Below are 25784 nucleotides of genomic sequence, written 5' to 3' on the forward strand. Positions count from 1 at the left end.
AGCCATTTGCTACCCTTTATATGAAGCATTGAACGCCCACGAGAGAGGAAAAAATGGCCCGTCAAACGCCCATAGCACGTTATCGTAATATCGGTATCAGTGCACACATCGACGCCGGTAAAACCACAACTTCTGAACGTATTCTGTTCTATACTGGTGTAAACCATAAAATTGGTGAAACTCACGAAGGTTCTGCAACAATGGACTGGATGGAGCAGGAGCAAGAGCGTGGTATTACTATCACATCTGCAGCGACTACTGCATTCTGGTCTGGTATGGCAAAACAGTATGAGCCACACCGTGTTAACATCATCGACACCCCAGGACACGTTGACTTCACCATCGAAGTAGAACGTTCTATGCGTGTTCTCGATGGCGCAGTAATGGTTTACTGTGCGGTTGGTGGTGTTCAGCCACAGTCTGAAACTGTATGGCGTCAGGCTAACAAATATAAAGTTCCACGTATCGCGTTCGTTAACAAAATGGACCGTATGGGTGCGAACTTCTTACGTGTTGTTGAGCAATTAAAATCACGTTTAGCAGCTAATGCAGTTCCACTGCAATTACCAGTCGGCGCAGAAGAGTCGTTCACTGGTGTTATTGACTTGCTGAAAATGAAAGCAATCAAGTGGAACGATGAAGACCAGGGCGTTACCTTCGAATACGAAGATATCCCTGCAAACATGCAAGAAGCAGCTGAAGAGTGGCACAACAACCTGATCGAAACCGCAGCAGAAGCATCAGAAGAACTGATGGAAAAATATCTGGGCGGTGAAGAACTGACTGAAGCAGAAATTAAAGCTGCATTACGTCAACGTGTTCTTGCAAGCGAAATTATCCTGGTTACCTGTGGTTCTGCATTTAAGAACAAAGGTGTTCAGGCGATGCTGGATGCTGTTATTGATTACTTACCTGCGCCAACAGATGTACCTGCAATCAATGGTATTCTGGACGATGGTAAAGACACTCCTGCTGAGCGTCACGCAAGTGATGATGAGCCATTCTCATCATTAGCATTTAAAATTGCAACCGACCCATTCGTTGGTAACTTAACGTTCTTCCGTGTTTACTCTGGTGTTGTTAACTCAGGTGACACAGTACTGAACGCAGTTAAAGCGAAGAAAGAACGTTTTGGCCGTATCGTACAGATGCACGCTAACAAACGTGAAGAGATTAAAGAAGTTCGCGCTGGTGACATCGCGGCTGCAATCGGTCTGAAAGACGTAACTACAGGTGATACTTTATGTGCTGTTGATGCACCAATCATCCTGGAGCGTATGGAATTCCCAGAGCCAGTAATCTCTGTTGCAATCGAACCAAAAACAAAAGCTGACCAAGAAAAAATGGGTATCGCATTAGGCCGTCTGGCTCAAGAAGACCCATCATTCCGCGTATCAAGTGATGAAGAGACTAATCAGACTATCATCGCTGGTATGGGTGAATTACACTTGGATGTTCTGGTTGACCGTATGCGTCGTGAATTTAAAGTTGAAGCGAACGTTGGTAAACCTCAAGTTGCTTACCGTGAAGCAATCACTATGAAAGTGACTGATATCGAAGGTAAACACGCTAAACAATCTGGTGGTCGTGGTCAGTACGGTCATGTCGTTATCGATATGTTCCCACTGAACAAAAACGATAAAGACGGCGTTCAAATGGATTACGAATTTGCCAACGACATCAAAGGTGGTGTAATTCCAACTGAATACATCCCTGCCGTTGACAAAGGTATCCAAGAGCAGCTGAAATCTGGTCCATTAGCTGGTTACCCTGTTGTTAACATGGGGGTTCGTTTACATTTCGGTTCTTACCATGATGTTGACTCCTCTGAATTGGCGTTTAAACTTGCGGCTTCAATCGCGTTTAAAGATGGCTTCAAAAAAGCTAAACCAGTTCTGCTTGAGCCAATCATGAAAGTTGAAGTGGAAACACCAGAAGACTACATGGGTGATGTTATTGGTGACCTGAACCGTCGTCGTGGTATGATTGAAGGTATGGATGACCTGCCTACTGGTAAAGTCGTTCGTGCACAAGTACCATTGTCAGAAATGTTCGGTTATGCTACTGACCTGCGTTCTCAGACACAAGGTCGTGCTTCATACTCTATGGAGTTCCTGAAGTACAATGAAGCACCAAACAACGTTGCACAAGCTGTAATCGAAGCTCGTAACGCTAAATAATCGATTTTTATCGGTTAACTACTTTAATTTAAGTTCCTTCTTTATCGTGAAGAGGGAACTCCATAAGGAATAGAGTCGTGTCTAAAGAAAAATTTGAACGTTCAAAACCGCACGTTAACGTTGGTACTATCGGCCACGTTGACCACGGTAAAACTACTCTGACAGCAGCTATCACTACTGTTCTGGCAAAAACTTACGGCGGTGCTGCTCGTGCGTTCGATCAAATCGATAACGCACCTGAAGAAAAAGCGCGTGGTATCACCATCTCTACTTCACACGTAGAATATGATACTCCAACTCGCCACTACGCACACGTAGACTGCCCAGGACACGCCGACTATGTTAAAAACATGATCACTGGTGCTGCTCAGATGGACGGTGCAATTCTGGTTGTTGCTGCGACTGATGGCCCAATGCCACAAACGCGTGAGCACATCCTGTTAGGTCGCCAAGTAGGTGTTCCTTACATCATCGTTTTCCTGAACAAATGTGACATGGTAGACGACGAAGAGCTGTTAGAATTAGTTGAAATGGAAGTTCGTGAACTTCTGTCTCAGTACGATTTCCCAGGCGATGACACTCCAGTTGTTCGCGGTTCAGCACTGAAAGCGCTGGAAGGCAACCCAGAGTGGGAAGCGAAAATTGTTGAATTAGCAGAGCACCTGGACAGCTACATCCCAGAGCCAGAGCGTGCAATTGACAAGCCATTCCTGCTGCCAATCGAAGACGTATTCTCAATCTCAGGTCGTGGTACAGTAGTAACAGGCCGTGTTGAGCGTGGTATCATCAAAGTTGGTGAAGAAGTTGAAATCGTTGGTATTCAAGACACGGTTAAAACAACTTGTACTGGCGTTGAAATGTTCCGTAAACTGCTGGACGAAGGTCGTGCGGGTGAGAACGTTGGTGTTCTGCTGCGTGGTACTAAACGTGAAGAAATTCAACGTGGTCAAGTACTGGCAAAACCAGGTTCAATCAAGCCACACACTAAATTCGAATCAGAAGTTTATATTCTGAGCAAAGATGAAGGTGGTCGTCATACTCCATTCTTCAAAGGTTACCGTCCACAGTTCTACTTCCGTACAACTGACGTAACAGGTACTATCGAACTGCCAGAAGGCGTAGAGATGGTAATGCCAGGTGATAACATCAACATGATCGTTACCCTGATCCACCCAATCGCGATGGACGACGGTTTACGTTTCGCAATCCGTGAAGGTGGCCGTACTGTAGGTGCGGGTGTTGTTGCAAAAATCATTGCATAATACCGCTCTTTCTGAATAAGAAAGAACCACTTAGTAAAAAAGGGCGTCTAATAGACGTCCTTTTTATACGTTGCAAAATTCAGACGTTGCAAAATTAAGAACCTATCTCATCAATCATTTGTATAATTATTGGTGAGATAGGCTCTGAAACAACGAATTGATAACTGTGCGGGCTACTTTGCGCAGTTATATGAGATTTATTAAGGTTTTGCTCGGAAGATATGGTATATTTTACTGCTGCCACAAAAAGAAAGTCACTTTCTTGATTGGTGTAGTTAAAAAATTTACTGAGCATGCTGAAATTCCTGCAAAATGGAATAGCACTTGTGAAATGGGTAGCACTTGTAAAGTGATAGTACTGACGTACACGTAGTACTTGCGAAATAAAATGTTACTGCAACTTGTTATTTTTGCAGAACGAATAACGCTAATTACCTCCATTAACAAGGCTAATTACTTTTTAGATCGCAGGTAATGCTATTGATATCCCTATCAAATTTTTGCAGGCTTAGTTTGTAGTAATTGAGGGATATGTTGGCATATTCTATTGGTTTGGCTTGGTTGTCTTACCTTTGTAAACAAGCAAGCTTTGTACATACTTCATGGTAACAGGTTGAATTATGAGTGCGAATAGCGAAGCTCAAGGAAGTGGACGCAGTGCAGACATCTTCAAGTGGGTCATTGTCTGTGCCTTATTAATAATTGCTATTGTTGGTAATTATTACTTCCGTCAATATAATCTCGCGCTGCGTGCTTTTGCAGTTGTGGCTGTTGTCGCTATTGCAGGTGCTGTCGCTTTATGGACCACAAAAGGTAAAGCAACACTGGCGTTTGCACGCGAAGCTCGCGTCGAGATGAGAAAAGTCATTTGGCCTACTCGCCAGGAAACATTACAAACTACTTTAATTGTTGCTGCAGTAACGGCTGTAATGTCATTAATACTGTGGGGACTAGATGGTATTCTGGTGCGTTTAGTTTCATTTATTACAAGCCTGAGGTTATTCTAAATGTCCGATTCACCTAAAAAGCGCTGGTATGTCATTCAGGCATTCTCTGGTTTTGAAGGTCGCGTAGCACAGTCTTTACGTGAACATATCAAATTACATGCTATGGAAGGTTCTTTTGGCGAAGTTATGGTTCCAACAGAAGAAGTTGTTGAAATCCGTAGCGGTCAGCGCCGTAAGAGTGAACGTAAATTCTTCCCAGGCTATGTCTTAGTCCAAATGGTCATGAATGATGACTCTTGGCACTTAGTACGTAGTGTACCGCGTGTAATGGGGTTCATTGGCGGGACGTCAGATCGTCCAGCGCCAATTAGCGATAAAGAAGTTGATGCTATAATGAACCGCTTACAACAAGTTGGTGATAAACCACGTCCGAAAACATTGTTTGAACCAGGTGAAATGGTTCGCGTTAGCGAAGGCCCATTTGCTGACTTTAACGGTGTTGTTGAAGAGATTGATTATGAAAAGAGCCGCTTAAAAGTCTCTGTTTCTATCTTTGGTCGTGCAACTCCAGTCGAATTGGATTTTGGTCAGGTAGAAAAAGCCTAATCTAAACGACAAAACTGACTTGCAAAAGGCGTGAAATTTGACTACAATTTCGCGCCTTTTGTTTTTATGTTCGGCACAATTAACGTGCGGGGCATGTTTAATGTAACGGGGAGCCTTACAAACCGTAAGGCGCTATCACCCATCTAGAGGAAATATCATGGCTAAGAAAGTTCAAGCCTACGTTAAGCTGCAAGTTGCAGCTGGTATGGCGAACCCAAGTCCACCAGTTGGTCCAGCTCTGGGTCAACAAGGTGTTAACATCATGGAATTCTGTAAAGCGTTCAACGCAAAAACAGACAGCCTGGAAAAAGGTTTACCAATTCCTGTTGTTATTACTGTTTACGCAGACCGTTCTTTCACTTTCGTTACCAAAACTCCACCTGCAGCAGTTCTGCTGAAAAAAGCAGCTGGCGTTAAGTCTGGTTCAGGCAAGCCTAACAAAGATAAAGTTGGTAAAGTGACCTCTGCTCAGATTCGCGAAATCGCTGAAACTAAAGCTGCGGACATGACTGGTGCTGATCTTGACGCAATGATGCGTTCAATTGAAGGTACTGCTCGTTCCATGGGCCTGGTAGTGGAGGACTAAGACAATGGCTAAACTGACTAAGCGCATGCGCAATATCCGTGAAAAAGTTGATGCAACTAAACAGTACGACATCAACGAAGCCGTTGCACTGCTGAAAGAATTAGCAACTGCTAAATTCGTAGAAAGCGTTGACGTAGCTATCAACCTGGGCATCGATGCTCGTAAATCTGACCAAAACGTTCGCGGTGCAACTGTACTGCCACACGGTACTGGTCGTTCAGTTCGCGTTGCTGTGTTCGCACAAGGCGCAAACGCTGAAGCTGCTAAAGCTGCAGGTGCTGAACTGGTAGGTATGGAAGATCTGGCTGATAAAATCAAAGCTGGTGAAATGGACTTTGACGTTGTTATTGCTTCTCCAGATGCAATGCGCGTTGTTGGCCAATTAGGTCAAGTTCTGGGCCCACGTGGTCTGATGCCAAACCCGAAAGTTGGTACTGTAACTCCTAACGTTGCTGAAGCAGTTAACAACGCTAAAGCAGGTCAGGTTCGCTACCGTAACGACAAAAACGGAATCATCCATACCACTATCGGTAAAGTTGATTTCGACGCTGACAAACTGAAAGAAAACTTAGAAGCACTGCTGATCGCGCTGAAAAAAGCAAAACCAGCTTCTGCTAAAGGTGTTTTCATCAAGAAAGTTAGCCTGTCCACCACTATGGGTGCAGGTGTTGCTGTTGACCAAGCTGGTCTGTCAGCGACAGTTTAATTGCTATAGCTTTGGCTAATTGGTAATTAGGCTTTACCTTTGCGTCAAATTTGTATAAAATTTGACGCCTTGAGTTTGTTGGGTATAGCGATATACTCAACGAACCACGAATTTCGGTATGGAGTCTGGCCTTTCCAGACCCCGTCCAAGACCGCAGGTGTGGTTTATTAGTTATGATAGCTACTTAATTTACCTGCGTAGACGGTGACAGAGATACCTAGAATTTAATTCTGGATTCTATTCTGCTCACCGTGTTTTAGCGCTCTTACATAATGTTGTGTTTGAGTGATGTGAGTCCCGGGTTTTCCCGGTTAATCCAGGAGCAAGAAGCTAATGGCACTAAATCTTCAAGACAAACAAGCGATTGTTGCTGAAGTCAGCGAAGTAGCCAAAGGCGCGCTTTCTGCAGTTGTTGCTGATTCACGCGGCGTAACTGTAGCAAAAATGACTGAACTGCGTAAAGCAGGTCGCGAAGCAGGCGTTTATATCCGTGTTGTTCGTAACACACTGATCCGCCGTGCTGTTGAAGGTACTTCTTATGACGTACTGAAAGACGTGTTTGTCGGTCCAACCTTAATTGCTTTCTCTAACGAACACCCGGGCGCTGGCGCTCGTCTGTTCAAAGAGTTCGCGAAAGCGAATCCAGCATTTGAGATTAAAGCTGCGGCCTTTGAAGGTGAGTTAATCCAAGCGAAAGATATCGATCGTCTGGCAACTCTCCCAACTTACGATGAAGCAATCGCACGCCTGATGTCAACCATGAAAGAAGCCGCTGCAGGCAAATTGGTTCGTACTCTGGCTGCTCTGCGCGATCAGAAAGAAGCTGCATAAGCCCTTTCCTTCGTTGCTTTTTAACGTATAAACTATTTCTGAATTTTAGGAACACTTGTTATGTCTATCACTAAAGACCAAATCCTTGATGCAGTTGCAGAAATGTCTGTAATGGACGTTGTTGAACTGATTACTATGATGGAAGAAAAATTCGGCGTTTCTGCTGCTGCAGCTGTTGCTGTTGCTGCGGGCCCAGCTGAAGCTGCTGAAGAAAAAACTGAATTTGACGTTGTACTGTCAGCTGTTGGCGGTAACAAAGTTGCAGTTATCAAAGCAGTTCGTGGCGCAACCGGTCTTGGCCTGAAAGAAGCTAAAGATATGGTAGAGTCTGCTCCAGCGACCATCAAAGAAGGCGCGAGCAAAGACGAAGCTGAAGCTCTGAAAAAATCTCTTGAAGAAGCAGGCGCTTCTGTTGAACTTAAATAAGTTCAATTGCAAGAACGCAGCCTAATCTAATTAGGCTGATGGCTGGTGATTTTTTAATCACCAGCCTTTTTGCGCTGTAAAGCGTGATGGGTGTTAACAGCTTTTCACGCAGTTTTAATGTTAACAACAACCCTCCAATACTTCTTTCTATTGACGACTTAATATACTGTGTTCTTCGCTACGACCCGCTCGGGTAGCTCGGTAGCAAAAGTAACGCAATGAAATGATTTAAGAGTAATAGCAATGAGTATTAAGGAAAGTATTCATTTTCCGTTTCTTATAAAAAACGCGTTGCGGTTCAGTCTCTTATACTAAGAGCTAACCACTTGGGTCACTGATCAACGAGCTGAGGAAACCTATGGTTTACTCCTATACCGAGAAAAAACGTATTCGTAAGGATTTTGGTAAACGTCCACAAGTTTTGGACATACCTTATCTCCTTTCTATCCAACTTGACTCGTTCCAGAAGTTTATCGAGCAAGATCCTGATGGCCAGAATGGGCTGGAAGCTGCTTTCCGTTCTGTGTTTCCAATTCAGAGCTATAGCGGTAATGCTGAATTACAATATGTCAGCTATCGTTTAGGCGAGCCTGTTTTTGATGTTAAAGAATGTCAAATTCGCGGTGTAACTTACTCTGCGCCTTTGCGTGTGAAATTGCGTCTCATCGTTTATGAGCGTGAAGCACCGGAAGGAACTGTTAAAGACATCAAAGAACAAGAAGTCTACATGGGTGAAATTCCACTCATGACTGAAAACGGAACTTTCGTTATCAACGGTACTGAGCGTGTTATCGTTTCTCAGTTACACCGTAGTCCGGGTGTATTCTTCGACAGCGATAAAGGTAAAACACACTCTTCAGGTAAAGTGCTCTATAACGCACGTATTATCCCTTACCGTGGTTCATGGCTTGATTTCGAATTTGACCCGAAAGATAACCTGTTTGTACGTATTGACCGTCGCCGTAAATTACCTGCGACCATTATTCTGCGTGCAATGGATTACAATACAGAAGAAATCTTAAATCTATTCTTCGAAAAAACTGTATTCCAAATCCGTGATAATAAACTGATGATGACGCTGGTTCCTGAGCGTCTACGTGGTGAAACGGCTTCTTTTGATATTGAAGCGAACGGTAAAGTCTATGTAGAAAAAGGCCGCCGTATCACTGCACGTCATATTCGTCAGTTAGAAAAAGAAGAAATCAATAGCATCGAAGTGCCTGTTGAATATATCGCAGGTAAAGTTGTTGCTAGAGACTACATTGATGAAAGCACCGGTGAGCTGATTTGTGCAGCAAACATGGAACTTTCTTTAGACATGTTGGCGCGTCTGAGCCAGTCTGGTCATAAAACAATCGAAACATTGTTTACCAATGACTTAGACCACGGTGCTTACATTTCTGAAACCGTTCGTGTCGACCCAACTAACGACCGTCTGAGTGCATTGGTAGAAATCTACCGCATGATGCGTCCTGGTGAGCCACCGACCCGTGAAGCGGCAGAAAACCTATTCGAGAACCTGTTCTTCTCTGAAGACCGTTATGACTTGTCTGCGGTAGGTCGTATGAAGTTCAACCGTTCACTGAACCGTGAAGAAATTGAAGGTTCAGGTATCCTGAGTGAAGAAGACATCATTGATGTGATGCGTAAACTCATCGATATCCGTAACGGTAAAGGCGAAGTGGATGATATCGACCACTTAGGTAACCGTCGTATTCGTTCTGTTGGTGAAATGGCAGAGAACCAATTCCGTGTCGGTCTGGTTCGTGTTGAGCGTGCAGTGAAAGAGCGTCTTTCTCTGGGCGACCTCGATGCATTAATGCCACAAGATATGATCAACGCGAAACCAATTTCAGCCGCAGTGAAAGAGTTCTTTGGTTCTAGCCAGCTGTCCCAATTTATGGACCAGAACAACCCACTGTCTGAAATTACGCACAAACGTCGTATCTCTGCGTTAGGCCCAGGTGGTCTGACTCGTGAGCGTGCGGGCTTCGAAGTACGTGACGTTCACCCAACTCACTACGGTCGTGTTTGTCCTATCGAAACGCCTGAAGGTCCGAACATTGGTCTGATCAACTCATTATCTGTTTATGCACAGACCAATGAGTACGGTTTCTTAGAAACCCCATACCGTTTAGTACGTGATGGTTTAGTTACAGATGAAATCCATTATCTGTCTGCGATTGAAGAAGGTAACTTCATAATTGCTCAGGCAAACACCGTTTTAGGTGATGATGGTAGCTTCGTTGAAGAACTGATTACTTGCCGTAACAAAGGTGAATCAAGCTTATTCAGCCGTGAACAGGTTGAATATATGGACGTTTCGACTCAACAGGTTGTTTCTGTTGGTGCGTCTCTGATCCCATTCCTTGAACACGATGACGCCAACCGTGCATTGATGGGTGCGAACATGCAACGTCAAGCGGTTCCTACTTTACGTGCTGACAAACCATTAGTGGGTACAGGTATGGAACGTGCAGTAGCGGTTGACTCCGGTGTTACTGCTGTTGCAAGACGTGGTGGTTCAGTTCAGTACGTTGATGCGTCTCGTATCGTTATCAAAGTTAACGAAGATGAGATGTACCCAGGCGAAGCTGGAATCGATATTTATAACCTGACTAAATATACCCGTTCTAACCAGAACACCTGTATTAGCCAGATGCCTTGCGTATCTTTAGGTGAACCTGTTGAACGTGGTGACGTGTTAGCAGATGGTCCGTCAACAGACCTCGGTGAATTGGCACTTGGCCAAAACATGCGTGTGGCATTCATGCCATGGAATGGTTATAACTTCGAAGACTCCATCTTAGTTTCTGAGCGTGTTGTTCAAGAAGACCGTTTCACAACTATTCACATTCAAGAGCTCTCTTGTGTGTCTCGTGACACTAAATTAGGGCCTGAAGAAATCACTGCAGATATTCCAAACGTCGGTGAAGCTGCTCTGTCTAAACTTGACGAATCCGGTATCGTGTATATTGGTGCGGAAGTGAAAGGCGGCGACATTCTGGTTGGTAAAGTAACACCTAAAGGTGAAACTCAGCTGACGCCAGAAGAGAAACTGTTACGTGCTATCTTCGGTGAAAAAGCATCGGACGTTAAAGACTCTTCTTTACGTGTTCCTAACGGTGTATCTGGTACGGTTATTGACGTACAAGTATTTACCCGTGACGGTGTAGAGAAAGACAAACGTGCATTGGAGATCGAAGAAACTCAGTTACGCGATGCGAAGAAAGACTTAACAGAAGAGCTGCGTATTTTCGAAGCTGGCCTGTTTGCTCGTATCCGTTCTGTACTGGTTAACGGCGGAATTGAAGCTGAAAAACTGGACAAACTGCCTCGCGATCGTTGGTTAGAGTTATCTTTAGCAGACGAAGAGAAGCAAAACCAGTTAGAGCAATTAGCCGAACAGTATGACGAACTGAAATCTGAGTTCGAGAAAAAACTCGATGCAAAACGTCGTAAAATTACTCAAGGTGATGACTTAGCACCGGGTGTACTGAAAATTGTTAAGGTTTATCTGGCGGTTAAACGTCAAATTCAACCGGGTGATAAAATGGCGGGTCGCCATGGTAACAAAGGTGTTATCTCAAAAATCAACCCAGTCGAAGACATGCCTTACGATGAAAACGGTAACCCAGTTGACATCGTTCTGAACCCGCTGGGCGTACCATCACGTATGAACATCGGTCAGATTTTGGAAACCCACTTAGGGATGGCAGCGAAAGGTATTGGTGAGAAAATCAATGCTATGCTTAAACAGCAAGAAGAAGTTGCCAAACTGCGTGAGTTTATCCAAAAAGCGTACGATTTAGGTGATGATCCACGCCAGAAAGTTGACTTGAATACTTTCTCTGACGAAGAAGTTATGCGTTTGGCTGAGAACCTGAAAAAAGGTATGCCAATTGCAACACCAGTATTCGATGGTGCGAAAGAGAAAGAAATCAAAGAACTGCTGAAATTGGGTGGTCTGCCAACTTCAGGTCAGATTACATTATTCGATGGTCGTACTGGCGAGAAATTTGAGCGTCAAGTTACCGTTGGTTATATGTACATGCTGAAACTGAACCACTTGGTTGACGATAAGATGCATGCCCGTTCAACAGGTTCTTATAGCTTGGTTACTCAGCAACCGCTGGGTGGTAAAGCGCAGTTCGGTGGTCAGCGTTTCGGGGAGATGGAAGTGTGGGCACTGGAAGCATACGGTGCAGCCTATACTCTTCAAGAAATGCTTACAGTTAAATCGGATGACGTTAACGGCCGTACGAAGATGTATAAAAACATCGTCGATGGCAGCCATCAGATGGAACCTGGTATGCCGGAATCTTTCAACGTATTGCTGAAAGAGATCCGTTCACTGGGTATCAACATCGAGCTGGAAGACGAGTAATTCGTTTTATGCCGGAAGGTTCGCCTTCCGGCACATGTAAGCACTGGGATTTGGGGAGAGTGTCTTTGAACACTCACCTGACAGGTCTAACTCCGACAGGAGCATTTTGTGAAAGACTTAATAAAGTTTCTGAAAGCGCAAACCAAGACCGAAGAGTTTGATGCTATCAAGATTGCTCTGGCATCACCTGATATGATCCGTTCATGGTCATTCGGTGAAGTTAAAAAGCCAGAAACCATTAACTACCGTACGTTCAAGCCTGAGCGTGACGGTCTTTTCTGTGCGCGTATTTTCGGGCCAGTAAAAGACTACGAATGTCTGTGCGGTAAGTACAAGCGTTTAAAACACCGTGGTGTGATTTGTGAGAAGTGTGGCGTTGAAGTTACACAGACCAAAGTCCGTCGTGAGCGCATGGGTCACATTGAACTTGCCTCTCCGACTGCACACATTTGGTTCTTAAAATCACTGCCATCCCGTATCGGTTTGCTGCTTGATATGCCACTGCGTGATATCGAACGCGTTCTGTACTTTGAATCATATGTGGTTGTTGAAGGCGGTATGACTAGCCTTGAGCGTGCACAGATTCTGACAGAAGAGCAATACTTAGATGCGCTGGAAGAGTTCGGTGACGAATTTGATGCGAAAATGGGTGCGGAAGCAATCCAAGGCCTGCTGAAAAACCTCGATCTTGAGAACGAGTGTGAAACGCTGCGCGAAGAGTTAAACGAAACTAACTCTGAAACTAAGCGTAAGAAGCTGACCAAGCGTATCAAACTGCTGGAAGCCTTCATTCAATCTGGTAACAAACCAGAGTGGATGATCTTAAACGTGCTGCCAGTATTACCACCGGATCTGCGTCCATTAGTTCCACTCGATGGTGGTCGTTTCGCAACATCGGATCTGAACGATCTGTATCGTCGCGTAATCAACCGTAATAACCGTCTGAAACGTCTTCTGGATCTGGCTGCGCCAGACATCATCGTACGTAACGAAAAACGTATGTTGCAAGAAGCGGTTGACGCCCTGTTAGATAACGGTCGTCGTGGTCGCGCAATCACAGGTTCTAACAAACGCCCTCTGAAATCTTTGGCAGATATGATCAAAGGTAAACAAGGTCGTTTCCGTCAGAACTTACTTGGTAAGCGTGTTGACTACTCAGGTCGTTCTGTTATCACTGTAGGTCCATACCTGCGTCTGCATCAGTGCGGTCTGCCGAAGAAAATGGCTCTTGAATTATTCAAACCATTCATCTACGGCAAATTAGAATTACGTGGTCTGGCAACAACCATTAAAGCTGCGAAGAAAATGGTTGAGCGCGAAGAAGCGGTTGTTTGGGATATCTTGGATGAAGTTATCCGTGAACACCCAGTCATGCTGAACCGTGCACCAACACTTCACCGTCTGGGTATCCAAGCTTTCGAACCTATTCTGATCGAAGGTAAAGCTATCCAATTGCACCCACTCGTTTGTGCGGCATATAACGCCGACTTCGATGGAGACCAAATGGCGGTACACGTTCCTCTGACTTTGGAAGCTCAGTTAGAAGCACGTGCGTTGATGATGTCAACCAACAACATCCTGTCACCTGCAAGTGGTGAGCCTATTATCGTTCCTTCACAGGACGTTGTATTAGGTCTTTACTACATGACACGTGACTGCGTAAACGCGAAAGGCGAGGGCATGGTATTAGCCGGTCCTAAAGAAGCTGAGCGTGTTTACCGTTCAGGTCATGCTTCATTGCATGCCCGCGTTAAAGTCCGTATCACTGAAGAAGTGAAAGATTCGGAAGGTAACATCACTATCAATACTGGTTTAGTTGACACCACTGTTGGTCGTGCAATTTTATGGATGATCGTACCAAAAGGTCTGCCGTTTGCGCTAGTTAACCAAGCGTTAGGTAAGAAAGCGATCTCCAAAATGCTGAACACTTGTTACCGTGTTCTGGGCCTGAAGCCTACGGTTATTTTTGCTGACCAAATCATGTATACCGGTTTTGCCTATGCAGCACGCTCTGGTGCATCAGTTGGTATCGACGATATGGTTATTCCAGAGAAAAAAGCTGGGATCATCGCCGAAGCAGAAGCGGAAGTCGCAGAAATTCAGGAACAGTTCCAGTCTGGTCTGGTTACAGCAGGCGAACGTTACAACAAAGTTATCGATATCTGGGCAGCGGCAAACGAACGTGTTGCTAAAGCGATGATGGAAAACTTGTCGACTGAAGCGGTTATTAACCGTGATGGTGTTGAAGAGCAACAAGTTTCTTTCAACAGTATCTTTATGATGGCCGACTCCGGTGCTCGTGGTTCCGCCGCTCAGATCCGTCAGTTAGCGGGTATGCGTGGTCTGATGGCTAAGCCAGATGGCTCCATTATCGAAACACCAATCACGGCAAACTTCCGTGAAGGTCTGAACGTTCTCCAGTACTTTATTTCTACGCATGGTGCGCGTAAAGGTCTTGCCGATACCGCATTAAAAACAGCAAACTCTGGTTATCTGACTCGTCGTTTAGTTGACGTTGCACAGGACTTGGTTGTGACTGAAGACGACTGTGGAACTCACGAAGGTATCCTGATGACTCCGGTTATCGAGGGTGGTGACGTTAAAGAACCACTGCGTGAGCGTGTACTGGGTCGTGTGACTGCAGAAGATATCCTGATCCCAGGAACGGCAGACATTCTGGTTCCACGTAATACATTACTGCACGAAAAACTGTGTGACCTGTTAGAAGCTAACTCAGTCGACAGCGTTAAAGTTCGTTCAGTTGTAAGTTGTGAAACTGACTTCGGTGTGTGTGCTCACTGTTATGGTCGTGACCTTGCTCGTGGTCATATCATCAACAAAGGTGAAGCTATCGGGGTTATCGCGGCACAGTCAATCGGTGAGCCGGGTACACAGTTAACGATGCGTACGTTCCACATCGGGGGTGCGGCATCTCGTGCGGCGGCAGAATCTAGTATTCAAGTCCGTAACACAGGTACTCTGAAACTGGTTAACGCGAAATACGTAACGAACTCAGAAGGCAAACTGGTTATTACTTCACGTAATACAGAATTGCGTCTGATTGATGAATTCGGTCGTACGAAAGAAAGCTATAAAGTCCCTTACGGTGCGCACTTGACGAAAGGCGATGGCGATGCAGTAACGGGCGGTGAAACTGTTGCGAACTGGGATCCACATACCATGCCAGTCGTCAGTGAAGTATCGGGTATTATCAGCTTCTCTGACATGCTTGATGGTCAAACAATGACGCGTCAGACCGACGAATTAACCGGTCTGTCTTCAATCGTTGTTCTGGATACTGCGGAACGTACCAGTGGTGGTAAAGACCTGCGTCCTGCTCTGCGTGTTATTGACGCAAATGGTAACGATGTTCTTATCCCTAACACAGACATGCCTGCTCAGTACTTCTTACCGGGTAAAGCAATTGTTCAGTTAGATGATGGCATCGCTATTAACGTCGGTGATACCTTAGCACGTATTCCACAAGAATCTGTGGGTACTAAAGATATCACGGGTGGTCTACCACGCGTAGCTGACTTGTTCGAAGCGCGTCGTCCGAAAGAGCCTGCAATCTTGGCTGAAATCAGCGGTATTATCTCGTTTGGTAAAGAAACCAAAGGGAAGCGTCGTCTGGTTATTACGCCATTAGATGGCAGCGATCCTTACGAAGAGATGATCCCTAAATGGCGTCAGCTCAACGTGTTCGAAGGTGAGATTGTTGAACGCGGTGACGTAGTTTCCGATGGTCCAGAATCTCCACACGATATTCTGCGTCTGCGTGGTGTCCATGCTGTTACGCGTTATATCACGAACGAGGTTCAGGAAGTTTACCGCTTACAAGGCGTTAAGATTAACGATAAACACATCGAAGTTATCGTTCGTCAGATGCTGCGTAAAGTGACTATCGCGGATGCAGGAAGCTCTGAATTCCTCGAAGGTGAACAAGTCGAGTACTCACGTGTTAAAGTTTCGAATCGTAAACTGGAAACTGAAGGTAAAATTCCAGCTAACTTTGCTCGTGATCTGTTGGGTATTACTAAGGCATCTCTGGCAACAGAATCCTTTATCTCAGCAGCATCGTTCCAAGAAACAACACGCGTACTGACTGAAGCTGCCGTTGCTGGTAAACGTGATGAATTACGTGGTCTGAAAGAAAACGTTATTGTTGGACGTCTGATCCCAGCAGGTACTGGTTTTGCGTATCACCAAGACCGTATCCGTCGCCGTCATCTGAACGATGTTGTGGAAGCTCCACAAGTGAGTGCAGATGAAGCAACAGCGAATTTAGCTGAGCTATTAAACGCAGGTTTTAGCAGCGACAATCAGAACTAATTTCTGATTTCACTGTAAAATTTCTGATTGAAGCCAGTGCCGAAAAGGTACTGGCTTTTTTTATATCTAATAATTTTATAAATTTAATTTTTTCCAGTTAGCACCAGCCAACTCACCCATAAAGTCTTTTTATGTCGCACATTTATCTGAATATGTAATACGTATTTCTACTTTTGAAATATATCGAACACTAAAAAGAAGTAATAATAAATTAGTTCGACTAAAGATAAATAGTAATAAAAACAATGATAAAAATTTATTTTTAAACTATTTAATTGAAATAAATAAAAGGAATATGCGATGGATAAAAAAAAGACAAATGAACAGACTGATACAAATCAAACCAACCTTTCGGATTATTATGGATTACTATCAAATTCAGTAGGAGTAATGAATACATCTCAGATCGTTACAGGGAGTGGGCAAATTGCATTAGATTTAGTTGTGGTTATCGATACGAGTGGCTCAATGTCTGATGAAGCAGGGGATTTGAGCAAACAGATTGATGCGACGATTGAAGCTGCATCAGCAAAGTGTCCATCCCACCTTCGGGCGACATTTTTAGGTATCGAAGGGACTTGGGCAAACACAAAGTTTGACCAATCTGCCAGTGAATATTTAATCAAAATAGGTGCGAACGAAAGGGACCTACAAGCTAGATTACCGTTTAAAGAATCCGATGGGCGAGATCATGCTGGAAATAAAGAGGATTTATGTCGGGCAGTTATTGATATTAGTAAGCATTTTGACTGGCGAGATGATGCGCGTAGGGCTATTTTTGTCTTGGGTGATGAAGGAATGGAGGGGGGCGGTGGAATTCTCACGCGTGCTGCCATCGCAAAAAATAATGAAGCGATATCCGTTGCTCAAGAAAGAGGTATTAAGGTGTATACCTACCAAGGCACACCGGATGATAACCCAAGCAATCTAGATCGCTTTCCGACCTTGGTGGATAGAGATAACGTGACGCGAGAATATGAACGCCTAGCTAAAGAAACTGACGGTCGAGCGTATATTTATACCACTGGGATTGCAAACTTCTCGTTGGTTTTACAGGAAATACTGTGTGATAGTTTAACACCGCCAGTAAAACCGGATAGAAGACTTTCAGAATGCGACTCTGTTTGTGAAAACTTGCCACTCATTATAAATACCGTGAATACGTTGTCTGATATTATAAAAAAGACAATAGATTCTTGCTGCCCGGATCCCAAACATGATGACCCCTCAGACTGCCAGTGTAAACATTAGAATTGGTTAGCTAGAAAAAGTAAAAAGCGGGAATATGTCCCGCTTTAATTATGTGAATGGTAAATATAGTAATTAGTAAAAAATACCAATAATCGCACAGTGAGCCACAAAACCTACCATCAACGGCACGGCGGTTCGTTTTACTACGTCAAACGGCTGCAGTTTTGCGCCACTGGATACGGCAATAATAACCCCCGCAACAGGCGACATACCTCGACCCATGTGTGAGGCTTGTTGCATAGGTAAAATCATCGCGATCGGGTTAACGCCCATACTATGTGCAATTTGTGGAATTAACTCCACAAATGCCAAGAACGGTGCATTACCTGACCCCATGATGATTGCTGCAGCTAAAGTGACTAAGGCGAACACAATCGCCATGGCAAATGGTGGTAAGCCGACGGATTCAGCACCTAAAATCAGTTGGTCAATTGCTCCACTGACTTTAATACCATGAGCGAACACTCCAGCGGCAACCAATAAGCCAACCACATTACTAAATGCATGACCCATACCATTTAGAAATGTTTGGAACCCATTACAAACCAGTTTGAAGTTACGTACACGAAGAGTTTCAATCACCATACAGATTGCCATTGCAATCAGTACGATAGTCACGACATCTAAGTGAATACCTGAAAAAAATAAATTGGATGTTCCGACCGCCATAATAATGGGTAACATAGGAAGAAGTGCATAATACCCAGGAACTGACTTGGTCACTTTTTCTTTTTCATGAGACTGGATGGCTTTACCTATCTCAGGTACAAAGCCTTGCTTACGGTCACAGTGACGTTGCCAGAAAATATGGGTAATACCGACCACTAATACCGTCGCTAACGCTGCAGGCCCTTGGTAGTAAAGTACGTATTCAACGACAGACATATCGACCGCTTTCGCACCACGGATAGCATCAATCGCAGTTGGTGTGTAGGCTACCCCAAGAGATGTTGCGATAACCCCAGCAGCCGAAGCGGGCGATAGACCCAAACCTATCATAATTGGGAACATGGTTCCCATTAACAGTACGGCTAAGCCTGTCGCTGATGGAATGGCTAATTGCAAGATACTCGCCAGCAAGAAAGAGAAAAATAGCAATACATAAGGTGAACGCATATTTTTCAGGGGTTTTGTTGCGACACGTACCACTGCTTCATTGGCACCGATATGGTCCATATAGTGCGCAAAGCCCATCAATGCCATGATCATTAAACCGAGATCCGCTGCACGGCTACTGAATAAATCTCTCATGACTTCAAAGGGGTCGAGCCAAGTGATACCGGTGGTGGCGACATTTTTAGGGAGGATAGGTCCCCAGCCAAGGGCTAGGGTGAATATCATCAATACTAAGCCAGCGATTAATAATACTGGTTCAGCTTTGTATCCCTTCAAAATAAACCGCGCAACCAAAACAACGATAATCAGAACCGTTAGAATTGGGATCATGCTTTAGCTCCTGGTTTGAAGCGTTCTGCGGTGATTTGTACCACTTGTTTTAGTACATCGCTGGCGGCGTAAAGGGATTTCACTGGCAGGTATTCATAGATTGAATGGAAATTATGCGCTCCGGTGAAGATGTTAGGGCAAGGTAAACCATTTTGCGATAATGCAGCTCCGTCATAGCCACCACGCATTGGGATGACTTTTGGCGTAATGCCACAAGCTTGATAGGCATCAACAGCGATATCGATTGGATAACGATTGTCACCTTGTAAGCTGTTATAAACGTTAGAGTAGCGATCGGATAATTTACAAACGACACTCTCTTTACCCCATAAGCCTTCACAACTTTCAGCTAGTTGCTTCAGGAAAGCCATACGTTTGCGATAGCCGTCTTCGGTAAAATCACGCACATCCATTTTTAAAACAGTACGGGCGCTGTTACCTGACATTTGTTTCACCCAATAATAACCTTCACGGCCTTCAGTATATTCAGGCGCTTCTCCGCCCGGAAGCATGGCAATGAATTTCTGGGCCATTAGTAACGAGTTGATCAGCTTACCTTTTGCGGACATTGGGTGTGCGGATTTACCCGTAAAGATGATTTCGGCATCACCTGCGTTCCAGTTTTCATAAACTAATTCACCAATACCACAGCAGTCGAGGGTATAGGCAAAATCAGCACCGAATTCTTTAACATCGAAAACTTTAGCGCCACGTAGCCCTTGCTCTTCATCCGGCACAAAACCAATTTTAATTGTGCCGTGTTTAATCTCTGGGTTCTGCTTAAAGTATTGCAGCATATCCATGATAGAAGCAATAGCGGCTTTATCGTCAGCACCTAATAAGCTGGTTCCATCAGTGACAATGATGTCATCACCGATATAATTCACCAGTTCAGGGAACTCACTCTTGCGTAGATAAATATTAAGCTCTTTATTCATACACAAATCTTCACCGGTATATGGCAAGATTTGTGCTTTAGTGTCATTGGTTTGTTCTGCACTGGTGTCTAAGTGGCCAAAGAAAGCAACCGTCGGCACATCATAATCAAGGTTAGATGGCAACGTTGCGGTGACAATGGCTGTGTCACGCAGCTTAATATCTTCAACGCCGAGAGCTTCTAGCTCTTGAACCAGCTGCTTTGCAAGGACGCGTTGTCCTTCTGAGGAAGGCATAATTCCAGCCGCGCCCTTTTCCCTATCAGTGGTGGTGTTAATTTTGGTGTAAGAAATAAACCGCTCAACAATATTCATTCTTTTATTCCCCAGCATCTTATAGAATGCGTTTTACATTAGTTATATCTGTGGTTGTAATTTCATTTCACAGTATTATTCTTTTATCACAATTAAATATATTCTGAATATCAGACCTGAGCCATTTTTCTAAGAAATGCTAGTGAGAATATAAAATTGATAATTAATAGTGGCATTATTTGAATAATGGATTAGAATGAACGTTGTTGTTCTCTTCAGTTTTTTTGTTGTTAATTTATTGATATTAAAGATGAAAAATGTTTTATTTTAGTTAGAAACATTTTTCCCTCCTTATCTTAGATCTATTTATAAATACATGGTTTATAGCTCAGTGATATTATTTTAAATAATATTTTCATTCTTTATATTTTTTATTTTATCAATATATATAAAATTCAGAATGGTGTTTAATAGTGCATATTGTTGTTTTTATAAGGTAAGTGACCATTCACTGGTGTTTTTATTATCAAATATGAGAGGTTTTTGTTGTTTTGGTTTTGAAGTATGTTGTTGTTTTTATGGGAGTTTAACTATAGATATATAAATTGGATTAATGAATGAAAAATATCGTAAATTTCATATTTGTAAAATAAGCGGTGTTTTAATGGTATACAAGTGATTTTTTTGTCATGATAAAATTAACAATACCATTTATTTTGCATAGTTTGATAAAAAATCAAATTTAAAACATGCAAATGTATACATAAATATGAAGCAAGGAACCAATATGCCTAATTTTACGATAAGTAAAAATAACATTATCTCAGGTTTTCAATGGTTCTTTTTTATCTTTTGTAATACGGTTGTTATTCCTCCGACGTTACAGTCCGCTTTTCATTTATCACCACAAACCACATTTGTTATTACCCAATATGCTTTCTTATTAACAGCTCTGGCTTGTTTATTGCAAGCATTCTTAGGGCACAAGCGCTCAGTAATGGAAGGGCCGACAGGGTTGTGGTGGGCAACAATTTTGACTGTCACATTATCAGAATCGATGCAAGGAACTTCTCTTGGCACTATCGGCTGGAGTTTAGCTATTGGTATTTTCTTGTCTGGGGTCGTGACTATTCTTATTGGTTTGAGTGGATTGGGCGGTTGGTTGGCGCGTTTGTTTAAACCGGGTGTTTTAGTCGTATTCATGTTTTTGCTTGGCGCCCAGTTAGTAACTATTTTCTTAAAAGGAATGCTAGGACTACCATTTGGTGTTGGCAGTGAAAATATTACAGTCAATTACCCTGTCTTCTTTTTAGCGCTCGCAATACTGATATTTGTCATCGGGATGATCATTTATTTACCTATGAGTATCAGTAAATATGCATTATTGATTGGAACAATTACCGGATGGCTTGCTTATAGTGGGTTATTTGGTAGCACAATATCATCAGTTTCATCAGGGGAATGGGTGCTATTTCCATTAGGTCGCTCCGATGAAGTCAATATGAGTATTGTATTGACGGCTATTTTGGCGGGGATATTAAACACATCCAATACGTTTGGAGCGATGCGAGGAACTGATGTGTTTTACCCCAATTCATTGCCGACGAAGTCTCTATATCGACGCAGTTTTATGATGTCAGGGTTCGTCACAATATTAGCCGCGCCAATAGGGGTGGTGCCTTTTTCACCGTTTGTTTCATCCATTGGCTTAATTACTCAAACAAAAGATAGTTCACGTATCTCTTTTAGTATTGGTAGCCTTATTTTCTTATGTGTGGGGGGCGTTGCGGTATTAACTCAATTTTTTCGCTCTTTACCGTTAGCCATTGGTAGTGCAGTCATGTTGGCGACTTATCTGCCCCTGTTATTTTCTTCATTTTCATTTCTGGCAGATATGAAGCTGAATGCACGTAATATTTATCGTCTCGCATTACCTATTTTTATTGGCATCTTTTTGATGTCAGCACCTGCTGCGGTATTAAATTCTTTGCCAACAATGTTTAGTTCTTTATTGGGCAATGGGTTACTCATGGGCATTATCTTGGCACTTATTTTAGAAAATACGATCAAGTGGGACAGAATTGCTTAGATAAGTAGTATTGCATGTCAACATTTTAAGTTGAATTAAAAGCACCTTTAAAGGTGCTTTTAATGGTGTTATTATGAGTGTGAGATTTTTGTTAGAGGATAAAATATGACTTATCAAATTTTGAGTGATACCGCTGCAAGCATCACTGATTTGAAAAAAAATCCAATGGGTATTATTGCTGAAGGTGAAGGCAACCCTGTTGCTATTCTTAATCGAAATGAACCTGCTTTTTATTGTGTGCCGCCTGAGTTATTCGCGTGGTTTATGGAACTTGCGGAAGATGCTGAGCTCAATAAAATTGCAGATGAGCGTGTACAATCACTCGATACCGTTAGTGTCAATCTCGATGACTTATAAACTCGAATTTGATAAACGTGCATTAAAGGAATGGCAGAAATTAGCGCCTCCAATTAAGAATCAATTTAAAAAAAAATTAGCGGAACGCCTTGAAAATCCTTTTGTACCATCAGCTCAACTTAGTGGTAAACATAATCGTTATAAAATAAAGTTACGTTCATTAGGTTACCGTTTAGTTTATGAAGTGATTGATGACAAAATTGTTTTACTGGTTATTGCTATTGGAAAAAGAGAGGGAAATGTCGTTTACTTTTCTTCTAATGAACGGTAACACAAAAAGTTTTTTAAAGTACTGGCAATAATTAGAGGGCTAACATCGCGTTAGCCCGTAAAATTTAACGGCCTAAATAGCTATCCCAATCTTTCCAAACGGGCTGTAAACCAGCTTGCGCAAGGGCATGTGCGACTTGTGTAGCACTGCGGTTATCATTTGGGGAAAACTGTTCTAACTCTTCTTTGGTATCTGCATATCCACCCGGCTGGGTTTTTGAGCCGGCACTGACGTTGTTAATTGCCAATGGTACCACGTGATCACGGAAATAAGGTGATTCGCGGGTTGAGAGGGAAAGCTCAACATTCGGCGCCAGTAGGCGAAAAGCACAAATCAATTGCACTAATTCGGCTTCATTCATCAGTGATGCTGGTTCAACGCCACCCGCACAAGGGCGCAAGCGAGGGAATGAGATAGAATAACGACTTTGCCAGTAGTATTGCTGTAGGTACAACAAATGTTCTGCAACCATATAGCAATCGGTACGCCAACTGTTTGATAAACCAATTAACGCACCAAGGCCGATTTTATCTATACCTGCTTCCCCTAAACGCTCTGGAGTGGCTAGGCGCCAGTGAAAATCCTGCTTTTTGCCTTTGAGATGATGTAGCTGATAGGTGGGCTCATGGTAGGTTTCTTGATAGACCATCACACCGTCTAACCCCAACGTTTTCAACTCTTTATATTCCTCTGTGCTTAATGGCTGCACTTCCATCATTAAGGAACTGAAATAAGGGCGAATGATGGGGAGTGTGTGGCGAAAGTAGTCCATACCCACTTTACTTTGGTGTTCTCCGGTGACCAGCAATAAGCTATCAAAACCAATTTTGCGAATGGTTTCGCACTCATTAATGATTTCGTCGTCATTTAGGGTTTTACGTTTGATTTTATTACTCATCGAAAAACCGCAATAAGTACAATCATTTGCGCATAAGTTCGATAAATAAAGTGGCACGTAAAATCCAACGGCATGGCCAAAGCGCTGGCGGGTGAGCTTCTGAGCCTTTTGTGCCATTAGTTCAATATAGGGACGGGCAGCAGGGGAAAGCAGTGCCATAAAATCATCGAGTGTGAGTATGTCTGCCGCCAAAGCGTGTTCCACATCGACAGCGGTTTTACTGTTTATCCGCAGTGTCGTATCGTCCCAATCCAGCGATTGTAAGCGTTCTTGGAAACTTGGGATCATGATAAGGCCCCTAAGAAACTGGTTAACGGACTGGATGCTTGCGCCTGTTGCTTCGGTGCAGCTAACCCACTTTGATAGGCCAATTCAGCTGCTTCGACAGCCAATTTAAACGCTTTTGCCATAAGTACAGGTTGCTTCGCTACCGCGATTGCAGTATTAACTAAAACGGCATCCGCCCCCATTTCAATCGCTTCTGCCGCATGGCTTGGAGCACCGATTCCCGCATCGACGACGACTGGCACAGAAGCTTGTTCAATAATGATACGAAGCATTTCTTTAGTTGCTAAGCCTTTGTTTGTGCCAATCGGTGCGCCTAATGGCATAACAGCAGCACAGCCAACCTCTTCTAAACGACGGCATAACACCGGGTCTGCGCTGCAATAAGGCAATACAACAAATCCCTCTTTAACGAGCTGCTCTGCGGCGAGTAATGTCTCAATGGGATCCGGTAGCAAATAACGCATATCTGGATGAATTTCGAGTTTGACCCAATGAGTACCGAGGGCTTCTCGAGCTAGGCGCGCAGCAAACACCGCCTCTTGGGCATTTTTCGCCCCTGACGTATTCGGTAATAGTTTCACACCCAGTTCTTGCAGAGGTTGTAGAATGCCATCATCTTGCCCACGCAAGTCAATACGTTTCATTGCCATTGTCACCAATTGACTGCCTGAGGCCTCAATGGCGTCTTGCATTAAGTTGGCACTGGCAAATTTACCTGTTCCAGTAAACAGGCGTGAGTGAAAAGTTAAATCTGCGATCTTTAACATCATTAGCCCCCAGCGATAGCTTGAAATAACAAGATATTGTCTTGGTCATTAATGAGATGTGAATCCCACTGACTTTTAGGAATGATCACTTGGTTGATAGCAAGTGCGGTTCCCACTATAGGGCGGTTGAGAGTGGAAAATAATTGATTAACCGTCAGTGGGGCGTCGAATTCCATGGGTTGGTCGTTAATTATGATATGCATGTTTCTTCCCGACAGATTGGACATTGCAATGATGGCGTTAATTGCAATGTATTCCATTGTTGCTGCTTACCATCGAATAAACGCAGTTTACCGCTCAGTGAAGAGGGAAGGCCGACGAGTAATTTGATGGCTTCCAGTGATTGTAAAGTCCCGATCACCCCGACGACGGGGCCAAGTACACCAGCCGTTCGGCAATTGCGTTCGGGTTCATTTTGGTCGGGGTATAAGCAGGCGTAGCAACCCGTACTAAATGGCGGCTCTAACACCATTAATTGGCCACCAAACCCAACCGCACTACCGCTAACTAAGGGGGTATTGGTCATGACACAAGCGGCATTGACCGCGTGACGGGTGGCCATGTTATCGCAGCAATCAAGGACTAAATCGACTTGTTCAGCTAAGGGAATTAACGTCTCAACATCCAACTTCTGTGCGACAACATGGGTTTTTACCAACGGATTGAGTTGATGCAGTCTATCTGCGGCAAGCTGTGCTTTAGATTGGGAAATGTTGTCTGTATCGTAAAGAACTTGTCGTTGTAAATTAGAAACATGTAAATCATCGTGGTCAGCTAACCACAATTCGCCGACACCAGCACCAGTTAAATAAAGGGAAGCGGGTGAGCCTAAACCCCCTAAGCCGACAATGAGGACTTTGCTATTTTTCAGTTTTTGTTGCCCCTCGGGGCTGATGTCTTCAAGTAATAGCTGGCGGCTGTAACGCATGAATTCTTGGTCACTTAACATGATTGAATTCCTCAA

21 protein-coding genes are annotated in these 25784 nt (G+C 43.7%); 14 read left to right on the forward strand and 7 right to left on the reverse strand.

Going from position 1 to position 25784, the window contains the following annotated elements; all coding sequences use genetic code 11:
- Positions 1-53 precede the first annotated feature (53 nt).
- Positions 54-2180: an elongation factor G gene (gene fusA, locus M1E86_RS01775; protein WP_125895212.1), complete on the forward strand. Its 2127-nt coding sequence runs from the start codon at positions 54-56 to the stop codon at positions 2178-2180.
- Between the two features lie 77 nt (positions 2181-2257).
- Positions 2258-3442 (forward strand): elongation factor Tu, encoded by a 1185-nt coding sequence (gene tuf, locus M1E86_RS01780; protein WP_217748398.1) that lies wholly within the window; start codon positions 2258-2260, stop codon positions 3440-3442.
- Positions 3443-3536: 94 nt separating this feature from the next.
- Here the strand turns inward: tuf and M1E86_RS01785 are convergent, their stop codons facing one another.
- Positions 3537-3737, reverse strand: coding sequence for a hypothetical protein (locus tag M1E86_RS01785; protein ID WP_125895081.1), 201 nt, complete (start codon positions 3735-3737; stop codon positions 3537-3539).
- 325 nt (positions 3738-4062) lie between these two features.
- Between M1E86_RS01785 and secE the strand changes: the two genes are divergently transcribed.
- The 9 genes from secE to M1E86_RS01830 all read left to right on the forward strand — a co-directional run bounded on the left by secE (position 4063) and on the right by M1E86_RS01830 (position 17514).
- Positions 4063-4449 (forward strand): preprotein translocase subunit SecE, encoded by a 387-nt coding sequence (secE, locus tag M1E86_RS01790; RefSeq protein WP_004265885.1) that lies wholly within the window; start codon positions 4063-4065, stop codon positions 4447-4449.
- A complete protein-coding gene (gene nusG, locus M1E86_RS01795) occupies positions 4450-4995 on the forward strand; it encodes a transcription termination/antitermination protein NusG (RefSeq protein WP_213914518.1) in 546 nt (181 codons plus the stop codon). It begins immediately after the preceding gene.
- A gap of 157 nt (positions 4996-5152) precedes the next feature.
- Positions 5153-5581, forward strand: coding sequence for a 50S ribosomal protein L11 (rplK, locus tag M1E86_RS01800; protein ID WP_125895083.1), 429 nt, complete (start codon positions 5153-5155; stop codon positions 5579-5581).
- A gap of 4 nt (positions 5582-5585) precedes the next feature.
- Positions 5586-6287, forward strand: coding sequence for a 50S ribosomal protein L1 (rplA, locus tag M1E86_RS01805; protein WP_125895085.1), 702 nt, complete (start codon positions 5586-5588; stop codon positions 6285-6287).
- Positions 6288-6620: 333 nt separating this feature from the next.
- Positions 6621-7118 (forward strand): 50S ribosomal protein L10, encoded by a 498-nt coding sequence (gene rplJ, locus M1E86_RS01810; RefSeq protein WP_004264381.1) that lies wholly within the window; start codon positions 6621-6623, stop codon positions 7116-7118.
- Between the two features lie 60 nt (positions 7119-7178).
- Positions 7179-7544, forward strand: coding sequence for a 50S ribosomal protein L7/L12 (rplL, locus tag M1E86_RS01815; protein ID WP_004264384.1), 366 nt, complete (start codon positions 7179-7181; stop codon positions 7542-7544).
- A gap of 358 nt (positions 7545-7902) precedes the next feature.
- Positions 7903-11931, forward strand: a complete 4029-nt coding sequence (gene rpoB, locus M1E86_RS01820; RefSeq protein WP_125895087.1) for a DNA-directed RNA polymerase subunit beta — start codon at positions 7903-7905, stop codon at positions 11929-11931.
- Positions 11932-12039: 108 nt separating this feature from the next.
- On the forward strand, positions 12040-16263 hold the full coding sequence (gene rpoC, locus M1E86_RS01825) for a DNA-directed RNA polymerase subunit beta' (protein WP_125895089.1): 4224 nt from the start codon (positions 12040-12042) through the stop codon (positions 16261-16263).
- Between the two features lie 390 nt (positions 16264-16653).
- Positions 16654-17514 carry a VWA domain-containing protein gene (locus M1E86_RS01830; RefSeq protein ID WP_248467458.1) on the forward strand — a complete coding sequence of 287 codons (861 nt, stop codon included), beginning with the start codon at positions 16654-16656 and terminating at the stop codon, positions 17512-17514.
- 72 nt (positions 17515-17586) lie between these two features.
- Here the strand turns inward: M1E86_RS01830 and dcuC are convergent, their stop codons facing one another.
- Positions 17587-18960 carry a C4-dicarboxylate transporter DcuC gene (gene dcuC, locus M1E86_RS01835; RefSeq protein ID WP_102140200.1) on the reverse strand — a complete coding sequence of 458 codons (1374 nt, stop codon included), beginning with the start codon at positions 18958-18960 and terminating at the stop codon, positions 17587-17589.
- A complete protein-coding gene (gene pepT, locus M1E86_RS01840; protein ID WP_125895093.1) occupies positions 18957-20210 on the reverse strand; it encodes a peptidase T in 1254 nt (417 codons plus the stop codon). Before pepT ends, dcuC begins: the two co-directional genes overlap by 4 nt.
- Before the next feature lie 727 nt (positions 20211-20937).
- Between pepT and M1E86_RS01845 the strand changes: the two genes are divergently transcribed.
- The 3 genes from M1E86_RS01845 (at position 20938) to M1E86_RS01855 (ending at position 22867) form a co-directional block, all read left to right on the forward strand.
- Complete coding sequence (locus tag M1E86_RS01845; RefSeq protein ID WP_213914520.1) at positions 20938-22239, forward strand: uracil/xanthine transporter; 1302 nt, start codon at positions 20938-20940, stop codon at positions 22237-22239.
- 105 nt (positions 22240-22344) lie between these two features.
- Entirely contained in the window at positions 22345-22596 is a 252-nt protein-coding gene (locus tag M1E86_RS01850) for a type II toxin-antitoxin system Phd/YefM family antitoxin (RefSeq protein ID WP_213914521.1), read from the forward strand.
- Positions 22586-22867 (forward strand): type II toxin-antitoxin system RelE family toxin, encoded by a 282-nt coding sequence (locus M1E86_RS01855; RefSeq protein WP_213914522.1) that lies wholly within the window; start codon positions 22586-22588, stop codon positions 22865-22867. The genes M1E86_RS01850 and M1E86_RS01855 overlap by 11 nt, the downstream gene beginning before the upstream one ends.
- A 64-nt stretch (positions 22868-22931) precedes the next feature.
- Here the strand turns inward: M1E86_RS01855 and thiH are convergent, their stop codons facing one another.
- The 4 genes from thiH to M1E86_RS01875 are packed head-to-tail and all read right to left on the reverse strand — an operon-like array spanning position 22932 to position 25769.
- Positions 22932-24053, reverse strand: coding sequence for a 2-iminoacetate synthase ThiH (gene thiH, locus M1E86_RS01860; RefSeq protein WP_426099236.1), 1122 nt, complete (start codon positions 24051-24053; stop codon positions 22932-22934).
- Positions 24050-24820, reverse strand: a complete 771-nt coding sequence (locus M1E86_RS01865) for a thiazole synthase (protein ID WP_213914524.1) — start codon at positions 24818-24820, stop codon at positions 24050-24052. The genes thiH and M1E86_RS01865 overlap by 4 nt, the downstream gene beginning before the upstream one ends.
- A 2-nt stretch (positions 24821-24822) precedes the next feature.
- Complete coding sequence (gene thiS, locus M1E86_RS01870; protein WP_004264499.1) at positions 24823-25023, reverse strand: sulfur carrier protein ThiS; 201 nt, start codon at positions 25021-25023, stop codon at positions 24823-24825.
- Positions 25011-25769: a HesA/MoeB/ThiF family protein gene (locus M1E86_RS01875; RefSeq protein WP_125895107.1), complete on the reverse strand. Its 759-nt coding sequence runs from the start codon at positions 25767-25769 to the stop codon at positions 25011-25013. The genes thiS and M1E86_RS01875 overlap by 13 nt, the downstream gene beginning before the upstream one ends.
- Positions 25770-25784 lie beyond the last annotated feature (15 nt).

The organism is Providencia sp. PROV200, assembly GCF_049901995.1.
Taxonomy (GTDB): domain Bacteria; phylum Pseudomonadota; class Gammaproteobacteria; order Enterobacterales; family Enterobacteriaceae; genus Providencia; species Providencia rettgeri_E.